This is a genomic window from Mycobacterium hainanense (assembly GCF_041890355.1).
GTDB classification, from domain to species: Bacteria; Actinomycetota; Actinomycetes; order Mycobacteriales; family Mycobacteriaceae; genus Mycobacterium; species Mycobacterium hainanense.
In genome coordinates this window covers 4,251,133-4,266,146 of the sequence record NZ_CP169059.1, presented here as the reverse complement: position 1 = coordinate 4,266,146, position 15,014 = coordinate 4,251,133, and the positions used below count along the sequence as shown (strand labels likewise).

Below are 15,014 nucleotides of genomic sequence, written 5' to 3'. Positions count from 1 at the left end.
TTACGAAGTGACGTCAAGCGCGGCGCGCACAATGCTGTCGGCGTCGATGCCGTGGTACCGGTACACCGCGTCGAGGTCGCCGGCCTGCCCGAAGGTACTCACTCCCAACGATTTACAGCGCACCTGATTGATGGTTGCCAGGAAGGCCAGGGTATGGGGATGCCCGTCGAGCACGGTGACCATCGGTGCGGAGCGCTCGGCGGGGAAGACCTGGTCCAGGATCCACGAGGGCGCCTCGGCCAGCCCGTCGCGACTCCGGATGGCGCGGTAGAGCAGGTCTGGGCTCGTCACGCATACGACTTCGGCGTCAACGCCCATGTCGGCGAGCCGGTCGGCGGCGTCGTTGGCTTCGGTGGCCAGGGCGCCCATCGCGGCGATGCAGACCGCCGGCGTGGCGACGGGGCGTAGCGTGTATGCGCCGGCGAGTACGTGGCGGCGACGCCGTTCGCGGGCGGCGGGATCTTGCGGGATGCGCGCCAGCTCTTGGCGGACGGGCCGGGTTGACAGCCGAAGGTAGGACGAGGTTCCATCCGGACGTCCCAACAGGCCGAGGCAGTGCAGCAGGATCCACTCGACCTCGGCGGCGAAAGCCGGCTCGTAGCTGACGCAGCCGGGCTGCTCGAGGCCGATGGACGGGGTCTTGATCGATTGGTGCGCACCGCCTTCGGCGGCCAGGGAGACCCCGGACGGGGTACCGACCAGAATGGATTGCCCGCCGGCGTAAATGCCGAACGACCACGGTTCGAGCGCACGTTCGACGAACGGGTCGTAGAGGACACCAATGGGAAGCAGCGGCTGGCCCCACCGGCTCCAGGTGGCACCGAGCTCACCGAGCAGGCCCACCAGGTTGACTTCGGCGATGCCGAGTTCCATGTGTTGCCCGGTCGGGCTTTCACGCCAATGCATGATGGAGTCGGCGTCGTCAGCGAACCAGTCGGGCCTCTCCGAGGGCGACCACACACCCACCTTGTTGAGCCACCCGGCGAGGTTGGTGCTGGAGCTGACGTCGGGGCTCACCGTCACCACTCGTTGGGCGACCTCGGGCGCCTCCCGCGTCAGGTCGAGTAACGTGCGCCCCAATGCGCTCTGGGTGTTCGACACTGCCGGCGGGGTGCGGCCGATGTCGGCCGGCACCGGCGGTGGTTCGCTGGTGCGAATCTCGCCCCGGCGTAATCGTTTGGCGGTCTGCTCGCAGAGCTGGGCGGGCGATGAGTGAGAGTCAAAGCGCCGGAAGGGATTTTGTGGGTCTTCGCCTAATGTTTGGGCCAGCTGAACGAACTGTTCATCGGTCAGCAGTGAGGAGTGGTTCTGCGGATGACCTTGGGTGGGTAGCCCGTACCCCTTGATTGTGTAGGCGAGGATGATGGTGGGACGGGAGTCGTCGATCTGGGCGTAGGCCTGCTGCATTGCGGTGATGTCGTGCCCGCCGAGGTTGCCGATCGCCTTCAACAGGGTGGCGTCGTCGAGATCGTCGATCACTGCGGCAACGGTGGCGGCATCCGAGCCGGTGCCCGGCAGCCTCGAGCGCAGTTCGTGAGCAGAACAGCGCAGCAGGCGTTGATATTCGGGGTTCGGCATGGTCAGAATCCGGGTACGCAGCGCATCGCCGCCGGTCCGGCTGAACAGCTCTTCGAGCAGCATCCCGAATTTCACGGTGAGCACTTGCCAACCCGCGGCGGCGAATGCGTCCTGCAGGCGCTGGGAGGCGATATGGGGCACGACGCGATCCAAGGACTGGCGGTTCATGTCGACGATCCAGACAATCTCGCCCAGTTCCTGCACGCCTGCGTCCATCACCGCCTCCCACACCGCGCCCTCGTCGAGTTCTGCGTCGCCCACCAAAGAGTATTGGCGTCCCGTTCCTGCGCCGCCGAATACGGTATCGACGTAGCGGCGCGCAAACGTAGCCCAGATAGGAGCCGTGGCACCGATTCCCACCGATCCGGTCGAATAGTCGACCGGGTCGGGATCTTTGGACCGACTGGGATAACTCTGCAAGCCGCCGAATTCCCGCAGCGTTGTCATGTACCGCTCGTCGAGGGTTCCGAGCAGATAGTTGATGCTGTGCAGTACCGGGGAGGCATGTGGTTTCACCGAGACCCGGTCATCGGGCCGCAGTTGCCCGAAGTACAACGCCGTCATGATGCCCACCATGGAGGCCGACGATGCTTGATGTCCACCAACTTTCAAGCCGGTGGGATTCGGCCGAATTCGGTTGGCGTGGTGGACCATCGCCGTCGACAACCACAGCACACGCGAGGCGATGAGATCAAGGTCGGGAGTAGCGTTCCGGTCGTGCGGGGAAGGGGCGGAGCCCAACGGATGAGCGATGGTCACGGTGCCTCCTGGAGGTTCGGCACCCGCGCGGGGTAGACGTCGGCCCACGCGCGTTCGACGAATTCGAGAAGCCGATCGGCCTCCGAGACGTCGATGTTCGTGCGCCACACCACGTGTCCGTCGGGCCGCGCCACGACGGCGCCTCGTTCGCCGGCCTCGAACAGGTCGATCAACGCAACACGATCGTCGGTGTTCGCCGCGCTCAAGGCGACCACCGTGATCGGCACCGTCATCGGCGTTTCGGCGAGGCTCACGCTCCAGCCCTGGGGGTCGGCGGTGAACAGGGTGAGCCCGGTGTTCGCGAGGACGTCGTGGGTCGATACGTGCGAACCGTCCTGGGTGGTGACGAGCGCATGCGGAAGCCGGGCTCCGGGTTGGGTAGTCGGTTGATAGAACGCGACATCGCTGTCGGGACAGCGTCCTTCGGAGGTGTCGATGAGCGAGCTGGTGTAGGCATAGCCGAATTCCAGGCCGCTGGCCACGAAGTGCTCCTCTTGGCCCGGTACCGCATCAGTGATGTGCTGGCGCAGTCGCCGACCGCGGGCGCCGTGGCGCAAAAGGCTTTTGGTGCGTGAAGTTTGGGCATAGGTCAACGCGTCGGCGACGGCCGCGACCATTCGGTCGGGAACCCAGCTCAGACTTAGCTTTCCCGCGAGTTCGGTCGCTTGGTGCAGAGACCGATTGGTGATGCCCAGTGGCTCGGTCACTTGGTCAAGCATGAAGTGATTGTTGGTGCTTTGCTCAGCGAAACGCGTGACGACAGGCCGCCGTTCGGTCTCGTAGGTGTCCAGCAGTGAGTCCGGCGCCCCCGAACGCAATATGGCCGCCAGCTTCCAGGCCAGGTTGTGGGCGTCTTGGACGCCACTGTTGAGTCCGAAGCCGCCGGTGTGCGGGAAGCGGTGTGCGGCGTCACCGATGAGCAGCAACGGTCCGTGGCGGAATCGATCGGCGAGCTGAGAGGTCATGGTCCACGTTCCCGTCGACCGGATCCGGTAGGGCGTTGAACCGATTACTTTGGGCAGGATGCGGTCCCAGTATCGGTGGCTATCGCGCGCGATCAGTTGGGCTCCGTGCAGATAGGGGGTCATCAGCACGTAGTCGTCGTCGGCGTGGGCGATCATCACGCCGCTGAAGCGAGGATGGTAGATCCAGCTGAGCAGGGGGCGGTCGGCGCCGTCGGGATACATCCCGGGCGCGTGGAAGAAGACACTGCCCATGTTGGCCAGCACCGGCCCCTGCATGGCGATTCCGGCGGCGTCGCGCAACGTGCTGTTCGCCCCGTCAGCGGCGATGATGTACTGCGGTGACACCACAGTCGGCTGAGAGCCCGCCGAACGCAGGATCAGCCTCTCGCCGTCCATCTCGGCGCAACACCCCCGGCGGAAGTCGATCAAGGCCTCGTTGTCAAGGGCATCCCACAACACCGGCATGAGCAGGTGCTGACCAATGTGGGAAATGAGATATGCGCTGTGCGTGCGGACTTCGGCCAGCCGGTCGGGTTGGGACAGCAGGTCGATCTCTCCGAGCGGTGCGGTGCGCACGTCGGTACACCAACGAATGATGTTGACCGTGTCGATCGGCGGAGTGATCGATTCCAGGGCGCGCGTAAGCGCGGGGGAGGCCCGGTTCCAGATCTCGAAGGTGCGGCCGTTGATGACGTGCGCGGCCGGATGCAGGCGGGGATCACTGCGTTGTTCGACTACCGTGCACGCAATGTCGTAGCGGGCCAGCAGTAGGGCCATGGTCGACCCGGCGGCGCCGGCACCTACGATGACGACTGAGTCAGTGCCCATGTCTCACAACGTCTTCCAGGTAATCGCACGCTTGTTGGAGCGGGGCTTGGTGCCTGGCCGGGTGCCGGCGCCCCGCGTCAGCAGGTCCTCTTGTGGTACGCCCGCGCGGAGCTGTTCAAGAAGGTAGTCCGGGTCGATGTTGGTGCCGATTGGGTTCTCACTGAACTCGTTGCTGGTGAAGTACTCGGCGGTCTGCTGGGCGGTGGGGAAGTTCTCGGTCTGAAATTCCAGCCGGATGCCCTCGGGGTCCTCGTAGTACAGGCTGGTCGTAGGCCCGTGATTGATGGACCAGACAGGGGTGATCCCCGCCTTCTTCAGCCGTTCATAGGTCAGTAGCAACCTTTCGACCGAGGTGAAGGTGAATGCCAGATGGTCGATGCCGTAGGTCTTGCGGCGCCATCGCGACAGCGGGAAGACGTACCGCAACGGCATGGGAAGTTTCACCAGCGCCAGCCGATGGCTCTCGTGATCCCAGGTGAGAAAGGCGATCTGGTTGTCTTCGTGAACGATGCGGGCGCCGAAAACCCGCCCGTACCACTCGATCATTTCTGCGCTACGAGCGGTCTTGACCACCCAGTGGGCGATGAAATCCGGCACCAGCCGGTCGGGAAGGTCTTTCAGATCCGGAGGGCCGGAGGCGGCGTCGTCAGAGCCCGCCGAATCGGAGGGCTGCAGCGGACTTGGTGTGGCGCTCAACGTAACTCCTTTCTAACTGCTCGGGGCGACGATGACGTTTCGCTGAGTGCCCAGATCGAGAGTTCCGGTGGCGTTGCGTATCGAGGCGGTGACGATGTCACCGGGGCGCAGATAGGGCTTGCGCTGGTTCTGCTTGATGAATGCCGCCCACAGCGCCTGTTCGGGCAGCAGCGCGGTTGCGAGCCGGCGGATCAACGCGGGCGGGGAGGTCGCCACGCAACCGTGCGGGGTGCCGGTGAGCAGTACGTCACCGGGGCTGATGTTGCAGAACTCGGTCAACTCAGTCAGCGTCTCGGCGGGCCGGTAGACCATGTTCGCGGTGTTGTCGCTCTGCCGTAGCGACCCGTTGACTTCGAGCCGTAACTCGAGGTCGTCGAGCAGGGTGACGTCCTCGGGTTCGAGCACGGCCAGCACGGGCCCCAGCGGGCAGAAGCCGCGGTAGCTCTTGCCCTTCAAGAACTGCCCCTGCGGCAGCTGGACGTCCCGGGCGGAGAAGTCGTTGGCGATGGTGACGCCGAAGACGTACTCGTGCAGGTTCTCGACGGTGACCGTGGTCGGCGCGTTCACGGATCGGCGCAGGACCAACGCCAGCTCGATCTCGTAGTCCAGCAGGGTGACATGGGCGGGGCGGATCACCGGATCGTGTGGTCCGGTGACGGAGGCGTCGGTCTTATCGAAGAACAGGTTGAATGCGCGGTTGTCGGGGTCCATCCCGGACTCGATGGCGTGTTGACGGTAATTGGCGCCCTGGCACATCACCCGGCACGGCGTGGTGACCGGTGAGAGGAGACTGACATCGGCGAGCGCCACGTGACCGGGTTTCGCCGCCGCCGCCACCCAGTCGGATGCACCGCGTTCGATGAGGTCGGCGGTGCTCGGATATTGCCCGGTGAGTGGCGAGACGACGTCACCCGTAGTGACGCCCCACGAGATGTGCTCGTTGTCCCGGTACCGGACGAGCTGAACTACCACCGGTTTCTCCACTTCTGCTCATCGTTCGACTGCGCTCTGTGCTCAGTCAACTGCCCGGTGACCCGTTGAAGCCTGGGTTGGAGTCCACAATTGACTTGCTTTGACTGGACTTCAGTCCAATGGTGACGCCACTAGCCGCAGAACGGCTGGGCCGAGTTCTTCGGCGAGGGTGAGCGCGGCGTGTAACTGCAGCCGGCGATCGGCAATAGGTTTGCCGCGAAGTTGCTCGGCGCGCTGCACTCGGTAGGCGACGGTGTTGCGCGCGACGTGCAGATCGGCAGCGGTGGCGGCCAAACTCCTATCACGGTCGAGGTAGCACTTGAGGGTGTGACGGACTGTGGCAGCGGAATCCGCACTACCGGCCAAATCGCCGAGTTCTCGGGTGACGAACTCACGGGCAGCGGGCAGGTCGGTGCTGAGCATCGCGACCAAGTCGAGGTCCTGGTAGCGAAACGACCAGGCGTCGTGCGTCGACATCGCGCCGACGCGGGCCGCCTCTGCCGCCTGGCGGTGGCTGTCCCGGAATCCCTCGACGCCGGCACCGGCCAGTCCGATCGCAATGCGCAGCCCTGGAGGCGGCGGCGTGGTTGGCACCGCCGACTCCGGCGGCTGCGACGTCCGTGAACCCCACGCCCACACCCGCTGCGCACCCACCGGAAGGATGAGCGTCGAGACACACCCCGCCGCCGAAAGCGCCTCGGCGGCAGCGGCTCTGAGCTGGGTGGGCTCGGCGGGCATGCCGGCGCCAGTCCAGACGACCACGGCCAGGTGCCAGCGACTCAGGTCGTACCCGAGAACCCGAGTGGCCCTCTCCATCGGAACGGCATTGCCTTGCAGGAGGTCCTCCACTATCTCCATACGCAGCGCCACTGAGCTGGTCAACCACGCCTCGTGCGCGCGGGCGTACTCAGCGGCCATCCGTTCGGTCAAGACATCGACGACGCCGAACAGAGCCTTGTTGATGCGCCTCATCTCGCTGAAGCGCTGTGGCTCGGGCACCACGCGTTCGGCGACGTCGAGGAGCACCCCCGCGGCGGTGGCGTGCCCGACGTGGATGCTGCGCAGCATGTGCTCGATCCCGATGCCGCGCGCCACTACCTCCATCGGGCCCGTGAGTACCTCCGGCATCGCCGCAAACGTCACGTGGTCATCGAGCGCGAGCGCGGAAAGTGTTGCCAGAGCCACTCCCTCGCACCCCCGGGCGACCTCCTCGGCCACCGCGTCCACCGCCAGCTCCGGGATCGCAGTGGTGATGCTGGCTGCCATCAATGCGCCCAGCTCGACAGCCCAGCCGGCCGGCCCGGGCCCCAGCAGCGCAGCGAGTTCCTCGACGCGTTCAGGCAGCTTCGAGTCGGCCGGAAAGGCTTGCGGCGATGTCGGTTCGAGTGCGGCGAACCAGGGACGCTCCGTTGAGTTTGTGCCGGCCGGGCCCTCAGGAGTCACTGCGCCGTGGGGCGTTGCGCCGGTGGACGACGGCGACGGCTCCGGACGCGGGTGCATTGGCGATGCCTCGGGATCTCGGTTTTTCGTCGGGCTCGTCGGTGGGTTCGAGCGTATAGGTGCGCAGCAGCTCTCGCAGGGTGATCAGCATTTCGTTGTTGGCGAATGCCGCACCGACGCAACGTCGTAACCCTCCCCCGTAGGGGATCCATGAGCTGGTGTCGGGCTTGTCGTTGAGGAAGCGGGTGGGATCAAAGCGCGCCGGATCCGTGTAGTTGGCCGTCGAGCTGTGCGACAGGGCGATGCTGGCAATCACGGTGTGGCCCTTGGGTAGAACCCAGTTGCCCAGTCTCGTGCAGCCCTTGGTCACCCGCAGAACGAAGGGGATCACCGGGCGGCTGCGCTGCACTTCCCAGACCGTGGCTTGCAAAAGATCCGAACCGCCCGCATCGACCTCCGCCACCAGGTCCGCCAACACGGCGGGGTGGCGGCGTAGCCGCTCGACTGCCCAGGCCAGCGTGGTGGCGGTGGTCTCGTGTCCGGCGGCCAACAGCGTTTGCAGTTCGTCGATGATGTGGTCGTCGGGGATCGGCCGGCCGTCCTCGTCTCTGGCAGCCACGAGCATGGCCAGCACGTCGGTGCGCTCGGCGAGATCAGGTGCGGTCCTGGCGCGTTCGATGAGCGAACCGATGAGCTCGTCGCACTGGCGCCGCATCCGCTCCAAACGTCCCCATGGGCTCCACCGTCCCAGATCGCGGCGCAAAGCCCGGGGCAGCACGGTGAGTCGGGATGCGAGCAGCACCGCCGGCGGAAGGATCTCTCGCATGGCCGCAAGTTCGGGTCCGTCGGCACCGAACACCGCCCGCAAGATCACGTTGAGGGTGATGTGCATCATCGACGGGAGCGTCGCGAACGGCGTCGCCTCCGGCCAGCTCGACAGCTCGCGCGCAACTTCTTCTTCGATGATCTGCTGGTACAGAGGCATCCGCTTGCCATGCAACGGCGGCATCAGCAGCTTGCGGCGCGCCAGATGCGGTGCGCCGTTGAGGCTGAACGAGGATCCCGGGCCGATCACGTCGCCCAGGTTGGTGACCGTCTCGACCAGATCGCCCGCGGTGAACAATTCCTTGATCAGGCCGGGGTCGCTGAGCACGATACTGTCGCCGAAAAGCGGAAGCGACGCGCTGAACACCGGACCGTGGCGCCGACGGGCGTATTCGAGCGCGCCTGGTCGGTCGATCACTATGGCGGCGCCTTGAACGATGCGCGGCAGCTTCACGCCAGGCGGCAATCGCACCGCGTCACTGGTGAGCTGAGCCATCCTCCCCCTTCTGGTACGTCCGCGTACTAGGCCGACATTAGTACACAGGCGTACCGAAATGCCACCGCACCGGCTCTACTATCGGGAGGGCAGAAGGGACCTGGGGTGGACGCGGTGGAGGAACGCAGGCACGCGCAACCGGCCGGCAAGAATTCTGAGTTCTACCGACGCCGCATCTTGGAAGCGATGGCCGAGTGCATTGCCGAGGTCGGCTACGCGAACACGATGGTGGCCGATGTCGTCCGGCGGGCCCGGACCTCGAAGTCCAAGTTCTACGCCGAGTTCTCCGACCGTGAAGCTTGCCTGGTTGCGCTGCTGTCGGAGACCAATGACGCCAACCTTTCCGCAGTCGCTGCCGCGGTCGATCCGGGCGCGCCGTGGCAGACCCAGGTACGCCAAGCGGTGGAAACCTGGTTCGACTGGGCCGAACGTCGTCGTCCGCTCACCCTCACCTGGATACGCGATGTTCCCGCGCTCGGTCCGTCCGCCCGTTCCCTGCAACGGATCGCCATGGGGCAATTCGTCGAACTGGTACACGCGCTCAGCGATACCGACGAACTGAAGTCGATCGGAATCGATCCCGTGCCCCACGCGCGGGCCGTGCTGTTGATCGGCGGCCTTCGAGAACTGGCGGCCCATACTGTGGAACACGACCAACCACTGGCCGCTGTCACCGGAGAGGCGGTCCGCAGCGCCATCGCGCTGATTAACCCCTCCACCTAGGGACGGGGCCGCCGTCGCCCAACCTTGCCAGGCGATCACCAAAACGGTCGTGATGTCCGAAACTCTGGTGTCAGTCGGAGCGTGCTCTGTCTTTGCGTCGGCGGTTGCCGCGTGGACGCAGCTGGGCTAGCTGTACTGCCCAGGCAGGTTGGTTGAGGAAGTGTGACGACACGCTGTAGCGGTCGTTGATGGGTGAAGGTCTCCTGTCGTGGAGTGGAGCTGCTACCACTGCACCCACAACGAACAGGAGACCTTCGTGGTCCACGCTAATGCCGTTTTGACTCCGCGCGGGCGGTTGTTGCTCGCGCGCCGTGTCGTTGAAGAGGGCTGGCCGATTTCTCGGGCCGCCGAGTATTTTCACGTGTCCTGGCCGACCGCCAAACGCTGGGCATCGCGGTACGCGGCGATGGGTGCCACCGGGATGAGCGATCGGTCCAGCCGGCCTCATCACAGTCCGAATCGCACGTCGCAGGTGATGGTGCGCCGGATTGTGGAGTTGCGGTGGCGGCACCGACTCTCACCGATCGCCATCGCCTCAAGGTTGTCGATGTCGGCGTCCACGGTGCACGCGGTGCTAGTGCGCTGCCGGCTGAACCGGTTGTCGCACATCGATATCCGCACTGGCGAGCCGATCCGTCGCTACGAACATGATCTTCCTGGTGCACTGGTCCATGTCGATGTCAAAAAGCTCGGCAACATTCCCACCGGTGGGGGTTGGCGATTCGTTGGCCGTGGCCAAGGCAAGAAGAACCGCGCCGCAACCCCGGATGTGCCCCGCAACCGACACCGTGACGTGCTGTTAGGACATGCCTTTGTCCATACCGTCATCGATGATCACTCCCGGGTCGCTTACGCCGAGATCCACGACGACGAGACCGCACAAACAGCCATCGCGGTGCTACGTCGCGCGGTGGATTGGTTCGCAGCCCGCGGGGTCCTCGTCGCAAGCGTCTTGTCCGACAACGGCTCCTGCTACCGCTCTCGCGCCTGGCAGGCCGCCTGCACTGAACTCAACATTCTCCACAAGCGGACGAGGCCCTACCGTCCCCAGACCAACGGCAAAATCGAAAGATTCCACCGCACCATGGCCGCCGAATGGGCCTTTACCAGGCACTACCCCAATGAACGCACCCGCCGCTCAGCCCTACCGGCTTGGCTGCACACCTACAATCACCACCGGCAACACTCAGCGATCGGAAAGGTCCCACCCATCACACGGTTGACCAACCTGCCTGGGCAGTACAGCCTAGCCCGTTGATGATGAGCTCGAGTCCGAACTCGAACTCGACCTCCAGTGGAACCGGCATGTGGTCGGCGACGCGGACGGTGGCGGGAAACTCGGCCGCGTTTACGCCATGGAACTGATTCGATTCGATGGCGTCGTCGGTTTGACCGGCGGTGGTAGGGGCTGTCAGTTGGATGGCGAAGCCCAGAACGTGACGGGCGATGGTTGCGTAGGATCGTGCTGCGAGTTCCGGCTGGAAGCCGCTGTCCAGCAGGAGAGCGATGATTTTTTCTCGGCCAGCCATTGCATTTGGTCCGATCGGTATTCGCTCGATGAGCAACGGGGCTACATTGGGGTGCCGCCGTAAGGCGTCAAATGTGTTGCGCGCGAAAAACTTACATGCTTCTTGCCAGGTCGTGGCGTTGAAGTCATCGGCGCTGTATTCGACTTCACGGAACACGCGGTCAATTACCTGAGCCACCAAGTCCGACCTGTTGGCGAAGTGCCGATAAAGCGTGGCGGTCCCCGAGTTGAGTCGCTGCGCCAACGTTCGCATGGACAACGCGTCGGCGCCCTCTTCGTCAACGATCTGTAGCGCCGTATCGACGATCCGATCGAGGGGAACTGGGGGACGTCCGGGAGAGCGTCGAGCCGCCGTCGCCGTGCCCCCGCGCTGTGTGGCCGTCACGCAGCCAGTATGGCGTGTCTTGACTTCCGGCGGCAATATCGGCAACACTGTATCCATTATCGAAGCCCGGTAAGTGGCGATCATCGGCTCGCCGCCCTAGCCCCTAGGCCACTCACCGGGCGGCTTCCAACCACCTGAACAAAGGAGATTCGGCATGTTGCTTCCACTCGCAACCGAGCCCTATGTCGCTCCGACGGACCGCGACATGCTCCCGTCGGAGCGGCGTGAATTCGTGCGCACCCACCGCACATGCGTCTTCGGCTACCGCCGTCGACACGATGGTCCGGCCATGTCGATCGTGTACTACATACCAACCGACGACGATGAACTGCTCGTCTCGACCATGGCAGGCCGCGGCAAGGCCCGCATCGTCGAACGCGATGGAAAAGTAAGTCTTTGTGTGCTCGACGAGCGCTGGCCCTTCGCCTACCTACAGGTCTACGCCGACGCGACGATCGAGCGCGACCGCGGCCTCGTCGTTGATGTGATGATGGCGGTCGCCGGACGCATGTCGGGCCAGCCACTGGGCGACGAAGCCCGCCCATACGTCGAGGAGATGGCTGCCAAGGAGAACCGAGTCGTTGTTCGCTGCCGGCCCTACTCGACATTCGCTCAACCGCCGCGCCACCTGTACCGCAACGACCAAGAAGAACGCATCACGCATTGGACATCCGGCGTCGTGCCATGGGACGCCGCGGATCCGGCTTAAGAGTCATAGTTAGACGAGCTGCCGTTCGGCATGACTCGCAAGCCGCTATGAGGACTCGTCTTCGGCGGCGGAGTCATCGTCGTTAGCCAGGTGTTGCAAGACGCGTTCGTTGAGCGCGGCGAACATGTCGAGCTCCGCCGGGGAAAGCAGATCGATGAATTTGCGCCGGACGTCCTCTACGTGGCGGGGTGCCGCCTTCTCGATGGCGGCGCGGCCGGCCGGCAGCAGGCGGACCATGGTGCTGCGGGCGTCGTCGGGGTTGGGCTCGCGGCAGATCAGCCCGTCCTCCTGCATGCGCCGCACCTGGTGGGAGACGCGGCTTTTCTCCCAGCCCAGCGTGTTGCACAGGTCGTGCGCGGGCATGCGGTCCCCGTCGTGCTCCGAGAGCACCGCCAGGATCTGGTAGTCGGCCGCGGAAAGGCCCGATTGCTGCAGGCCCCGATTCAGGTGCACGGCGAGCTGGTGGTGCGCGTGCTGGAAGGCCCGCCAGGCGCGGTCTTCACGCGGGGTCAGCCAGTTCGATTCCATCGGTGCCCATCATACTGTTTGGTTGACGCATCAACAAAGGCGTTTTAAGGTTGAGGAGTCAACCTTTTCCACCGTAAGACAGGACACCTCATGAGCAGCATCAGCATCATCGGGACGGGGAACATGGCCCGCGCCATCGGCGCGCTGGCGGTAGCGGGCGGCAACACCGTCGAGATCATCGGCCGCGACCGGTCCAAGGCCGCTGACCTGGCTAAGGCTCTCGGGGGCGGCGCCACGACGGGAGAGTTCGGCGCAGTCCCGACCGGGGACATCGTCATCGTGGCCCTGTTGTACGCCCACGTCGTTCCGGTCGTGGCCCAATACGGAGACGCCCTCGCCGGCAAGGTCATCGTGGATATCAGCAACCCCTTCAATTCGGCGGCCGACGGGCTCGCGATTCCCGACGACACGTCGATCGCGCAAGAAGTTGCCAAGGTCGCCCCGGCCAGCGCCAGCGTGGTGAAGGCGTTCAACACCATCTTCGGTGTGGTCCTAGAGCGGGGCCGGCCGCTCGACGTTTTCATCGCCGGCGACGACACGCGGGCGAAGGCGGCCGTGGCGGAGTTCATCGAGAGCCTCAAGCTGCGCCCGCTCGACGTCGGCGGCTCGAACATGGCGCACTGGCTGGAAGGAACGGGCCTGGTCGTGATGGGCCTCGCCCGCCACGGGGCGGGGAACTTCGATTTCGCCCTCGGTGCCACCGTTCCCGGCTGAGCCGCCCGGCCCGGTCCACAAAGGGAAGGGAACCACAGGGGCGCCGTGGCCCCGACTAATTGGTTGATCGATCATCGAAAGGATTCGCGCGATGAAGCTTGGCTTCGCAATTCCTATCGTCGGGCCCGCGATCAGTAGCGCCACTGGTCTCAGCGCGTTCTGTCGCGGGCTCGAGGACCTTGGCTACGACACGCTGTGGGTCGGCGATCGATTCGTCACGCCGGTCGAAATGCACAGCACCTATCCGGGCAAGGAACAGCCGTACCCGCCGCAGATGACCCGTTACCTCGATCCGGTGCTGCTGTGGACCGTCGCCGCGACGGCGACCAGCCGGGTGCGGCTGAACTCGAGCACGCTCAGCACGTTCTACTACGAGCCGGTGCATTTGGCCCGGCTGCTGACCACGCTCGACGTGCTCAGCGATGGCCGCCTTGATGTTGGCGTGGGAATCGGGTGGATGAAGGACGAGCACGACATCGCCCGCAGCGCCGACTGGAGCCGGCGCGGGCGGATGCTCGACGACCTGCTGGCGTTCCTGCGCGAGTGGTGGACGACCACCCCGGTGTCCTGGGACAGCGAGTTCTTCTCGCTGCCGCCGGTCCACGCGGACCTGCGCCCGGTCCAGGCCGGCGGTCCGCCCATCTGGATCGGCGGTGCCAGCGAGGCGGCGATGCGCCGGGTCGGCCGCAGCGGCACCGGCTGGCTCGGCGTCGAGGGATTGCAGGACGAAGTCACCGACCACTTGTGGTCGATTGCGCGCCGCGCGGCGCAGGACGCCGGCCGCGATCCCGACGCGCTGAAGACGGCCATGCGGATCAACCTCGAACCGGGCACGTCCGTTGACTCGGTGGCCGGCAGGCTCGAGCGTCTCGCCGGGCCCGGTGCTGATGAGGCGATCGTGGACGCCTTCGCGATGTTCGACAGCCTCGACCAGATGCTTGACTTCGCCGGCCAGGTAATCGCCCGATGGAGCGACCATGCGATGGCGTGAGGGGCGGCCGCGCCAAGTTGCTCGTCGTGACGAGCTCGCTCACCGATGTAGGTTCCACTGACCGCAGTCCGCGGCGAGGACGTCGTTCACGTCGACTTGCAGCCCGCCGACTGTCGGGCCCGGATTCGACGGCGTGCTCACCACGCGTTGGTAGAGAACAGCGGCGGGGTCGACCTGGCCGCGGGACCAGGCCTTGGTCTGCCAGGCCCACCGGTGGCCGGGGGTGCGGGAATTGCCGATAACGCCGTCGGCGGCGGCCCATTGGCACACATCGATGCCGCCGTAGACGCCGGTGCGCTGCACTCCCAGCACCGAATTGATCCCGCGAAACCACTTGAGCGCCAGGTTATTCCAGGTCTCGCGGTTTATGTCCTCGTCGATGCTGAAGAAGATGGGGGCGCCCTGAGCGCCACCCGCCGCTGTATGCAGGTCCCAGGCGGTGCGCGCATCGGCAACGCCGCCCTCGAACCCGCGCCTGAAGTCCGATGGCACCGTCCCGCCCGGCTTGCCGTATTGGTAGTTGCTGACGATCATCAGCCCGGCGGCCGTCAACTGCTCAGCGTAAGGCCGTGTGATCGGCTTGGCGCCCATGGACGAGCCGGGACGCGACAGGGAAACGTAGTTGATCACGCCGGAGTAGCCGGCAGCCCGAATGTGGTCCGCCGGGATTTGGTGCATGGCGAAGTCGATCAGTCTGGGCGGGACGGCGGCCACGGCAGGGGCGGCGACACTTGTCGATGCCGCATACAACCCCGGTAGTACAGCCAGGGGAATGGCGTAGCGCAACAAATCGCGCCGGGGAATGGGGCGCGACGGCCGCACATTCGCCGACAAATCCTGCATCGCGTGATGTTAAATTTGTGACTTTTGTCAACAT

The 15,014-nt window shown here is 65.2% G+C and carries 14 protein-coding genes; 5 read left to right on the top strand and 9 right to left on the bottom strand.

The window, feature by feature from the left end:
• From ACEL92_RS19885 to ACEL92_RS19860, 6 genes are all read right to left on the bottom strand, one after another.
• A complete protein-coding gene (locus ACEL92_RS19885) occupies positions 1 to 2,232 on the bottom strand; it encodes a pyruvate dehydrogenase (RefSeq protein WP_374026296.1) in 2,232 nt (743 codons plus the stop codon).
• Positions 2,233 to 2,333: 101 nt separating this feature from the next.
• On the bottom strand, positions 2,334 to 4,130 hold the full coding sequence (locus tag ACEL92_RS19880) for an FAD-dependent monooxygenase (protein WP_374022384.1): 1,797 nt from the start codon (positions 4,128 to 4,130) through the stop codon (positions 2,334 to 2,336).
• Positions 4,131 to 4,133: 3 nt separating this feature from the next.
• Positions 4,134 to 4,826 carry a VOC family protein gene (locus ACEL92_RS19875; protein ID WP_374022383.1) on the bottom strand — a complete coding sequence of 231 codons (693 nt, stop codon included), beginning with the start codon at positions 4,824 to 4,826 and terminating at the stop codon, positions 4,134 to 4,136.
• Positions 4,827 to 4,838: 12 nt separating this feature from the next.
• Positions 4,839 to 5,798 (bottom strand): fumarylacetoacetate hydrolase family protein, encoded by a 960-nt coding sequence (locus tag ACEL92_RS19870; protein ID WP_374022382.1) that lies wholly within the window; start codon positions 5,796 to 5,798, stop codon positions 4,839 to 4,841.
• Positions 5,799 to 5,909: 111 nt separating this feature from the next.
• The gene (locus ACEL92_RS19865) at positions 5,910 to 7,064 is read right to left on the bottom strand and encodes a PucR family transcriptional regulator (protein ID WP_374022381.1); all 1,155 of its coding nucleotides are present in this window, start codon (positions 7,062 to 7,064) and stop codon (positions 5,910 to 5,912) included.
• Positions 7,065 to 7,230: 166 nt separating this feature from the next.
• Positions 7,231 to 8,481 carry a cytochrome P450 gene (locus ACEL92_RS19860; protein WP_374022380.1) on the bottom strand — a complete coding sequence of 417 codons (1,251 nt, stop codon included), beginning with the start codon at positions 8,479 to 8,481 and terminating at the stop codon, positions 7,231 to 7,233.
• 183 nt (positions 8,482 to 8,664) lie between these two features.
• Between ACEL92_RS19860 and ACEL92_RS19855 the strand changes: the two genes are divergently transcribed.
• Positions 8,665 to 9,282, top strand: a complete 618-nt coding sequence (locus tag ACEL92_RS19855; protein ID WP_374022379.1) for a TetR/AcrR family transcriptional regulator — start codon at positions 8,665 to 8,667, stop codon at positions 9,280 to 9,282.
• A 256-nt stretch (positions 9,283 to 9,538) separates the two neighbouring features.
• Positions 9,539 to 10,540 (top strand): IS481 family transposase, encoded by a 1,002-nt coding sequence (locus tag ACEL92_RS19850; protein ID WP_374026295.1) that lies wholly within the window; start codon positions 9,539 to 9,541, stop codon positions 10,538 to 10,540.
• On the opposite strand, the gene ACEL92_RS19845 is transcribed toward ACEL92_RS19850, so the two are convergent.
• Positions 10,494 to 11,279, bottom strand: coding sequence for a TetR/AcrR family transcriptional regulator (locus tag ACEL92_RS19845; RefSeq protein ID WP_374022378.1), 786 nt, complete (start codon positions 11,277 to 11,279; stop codon positions 10,494 to 10,496). The genes ACEL92_RS19850 and ACEL92_RS19845 overlap by 47 nt on opposite strands.
• Before the next feature lie 70 nt (positions 11,280 to 11,349).
• Between ACEL92_RS19845 and ACEL92_RS19840 the strand changes: the two genes are divergently transcribed.
• A complete protein-coding gene (locus ACEL92_RS19840; RefSeq protein WP_374022377.1) occupies positions 11,350 to 11,904 on the top strand; it encodes a pyridoxamine 5'-phosphate oxidase family protein in 555 nt (184 codons plus the stop codon).
• Between the two features lie 45 nt (positions 11,905 to 11,949).
• Here the strand turns inward: ACEL92_RS19840 and ACEL92_RS19835 are convergent, their stop codons facing one another.
• A complete protein-coding gene (locus ACEL92_RS19835; RefSeq protein ID WP_374022376.1) occupies positions 11,950 to 12,432 on the bottom strand; it encodes a MarR family winged helix-turn-helix transcriptional regulator in 483 nt (160 codons plus the stop codon).
• Positions 12,433 to 12,522: 90 nt separating this feature from the next.
• Here ACEL92_RS19835 and ACEL92_RS19830 point away from each other — a divergent pair, with 90 nt between their 5' ends.
• A complete protein-coding gene (locus tag ACEL92_RS19830) occupies positions 12,523 to 13,146 on the top strand; it encodes an NADPH-dependent F420 reductase (protein WP_374022375.1) in 624 nt (207 codons plus the stop codon).
• Positions 13,147 to 13,237: 91 nt separating this feature from the next.
• Positions 13,238 to 14,137 (top strand): TIGR03619 family F420-dependent LLM class oxidoreductase, encoded by a 900-nt coding sequence (locus tag ACEL92_RS19825; RefSeq protein WP_374022374.1) that lies wholly within the window; start codon positions 13,238 to 13,240, stop codon positions 14,135 to 14,137.
• A gap of 39 nt (positions 14,138 to 14,176) precedes the next feature.
• Here ACEL92_RS19825 and ACEL92_RS19820 read toward each other — a convergent pair whose 3' ends face one another.
• Positions 14,177 to 14,980, bottom strand: a complete 804-nt coding sequence (locus ACEL92_RS19820) for a DUF1906 domain-containing protein (RefSeq protein WP_374022373.1) — start codon at positions 14,978 to 14,980, stop codon at positions 14,177 to 14,179.
• Positions 14,981 to 15,014: the final 34 nt, after the last annotated feature.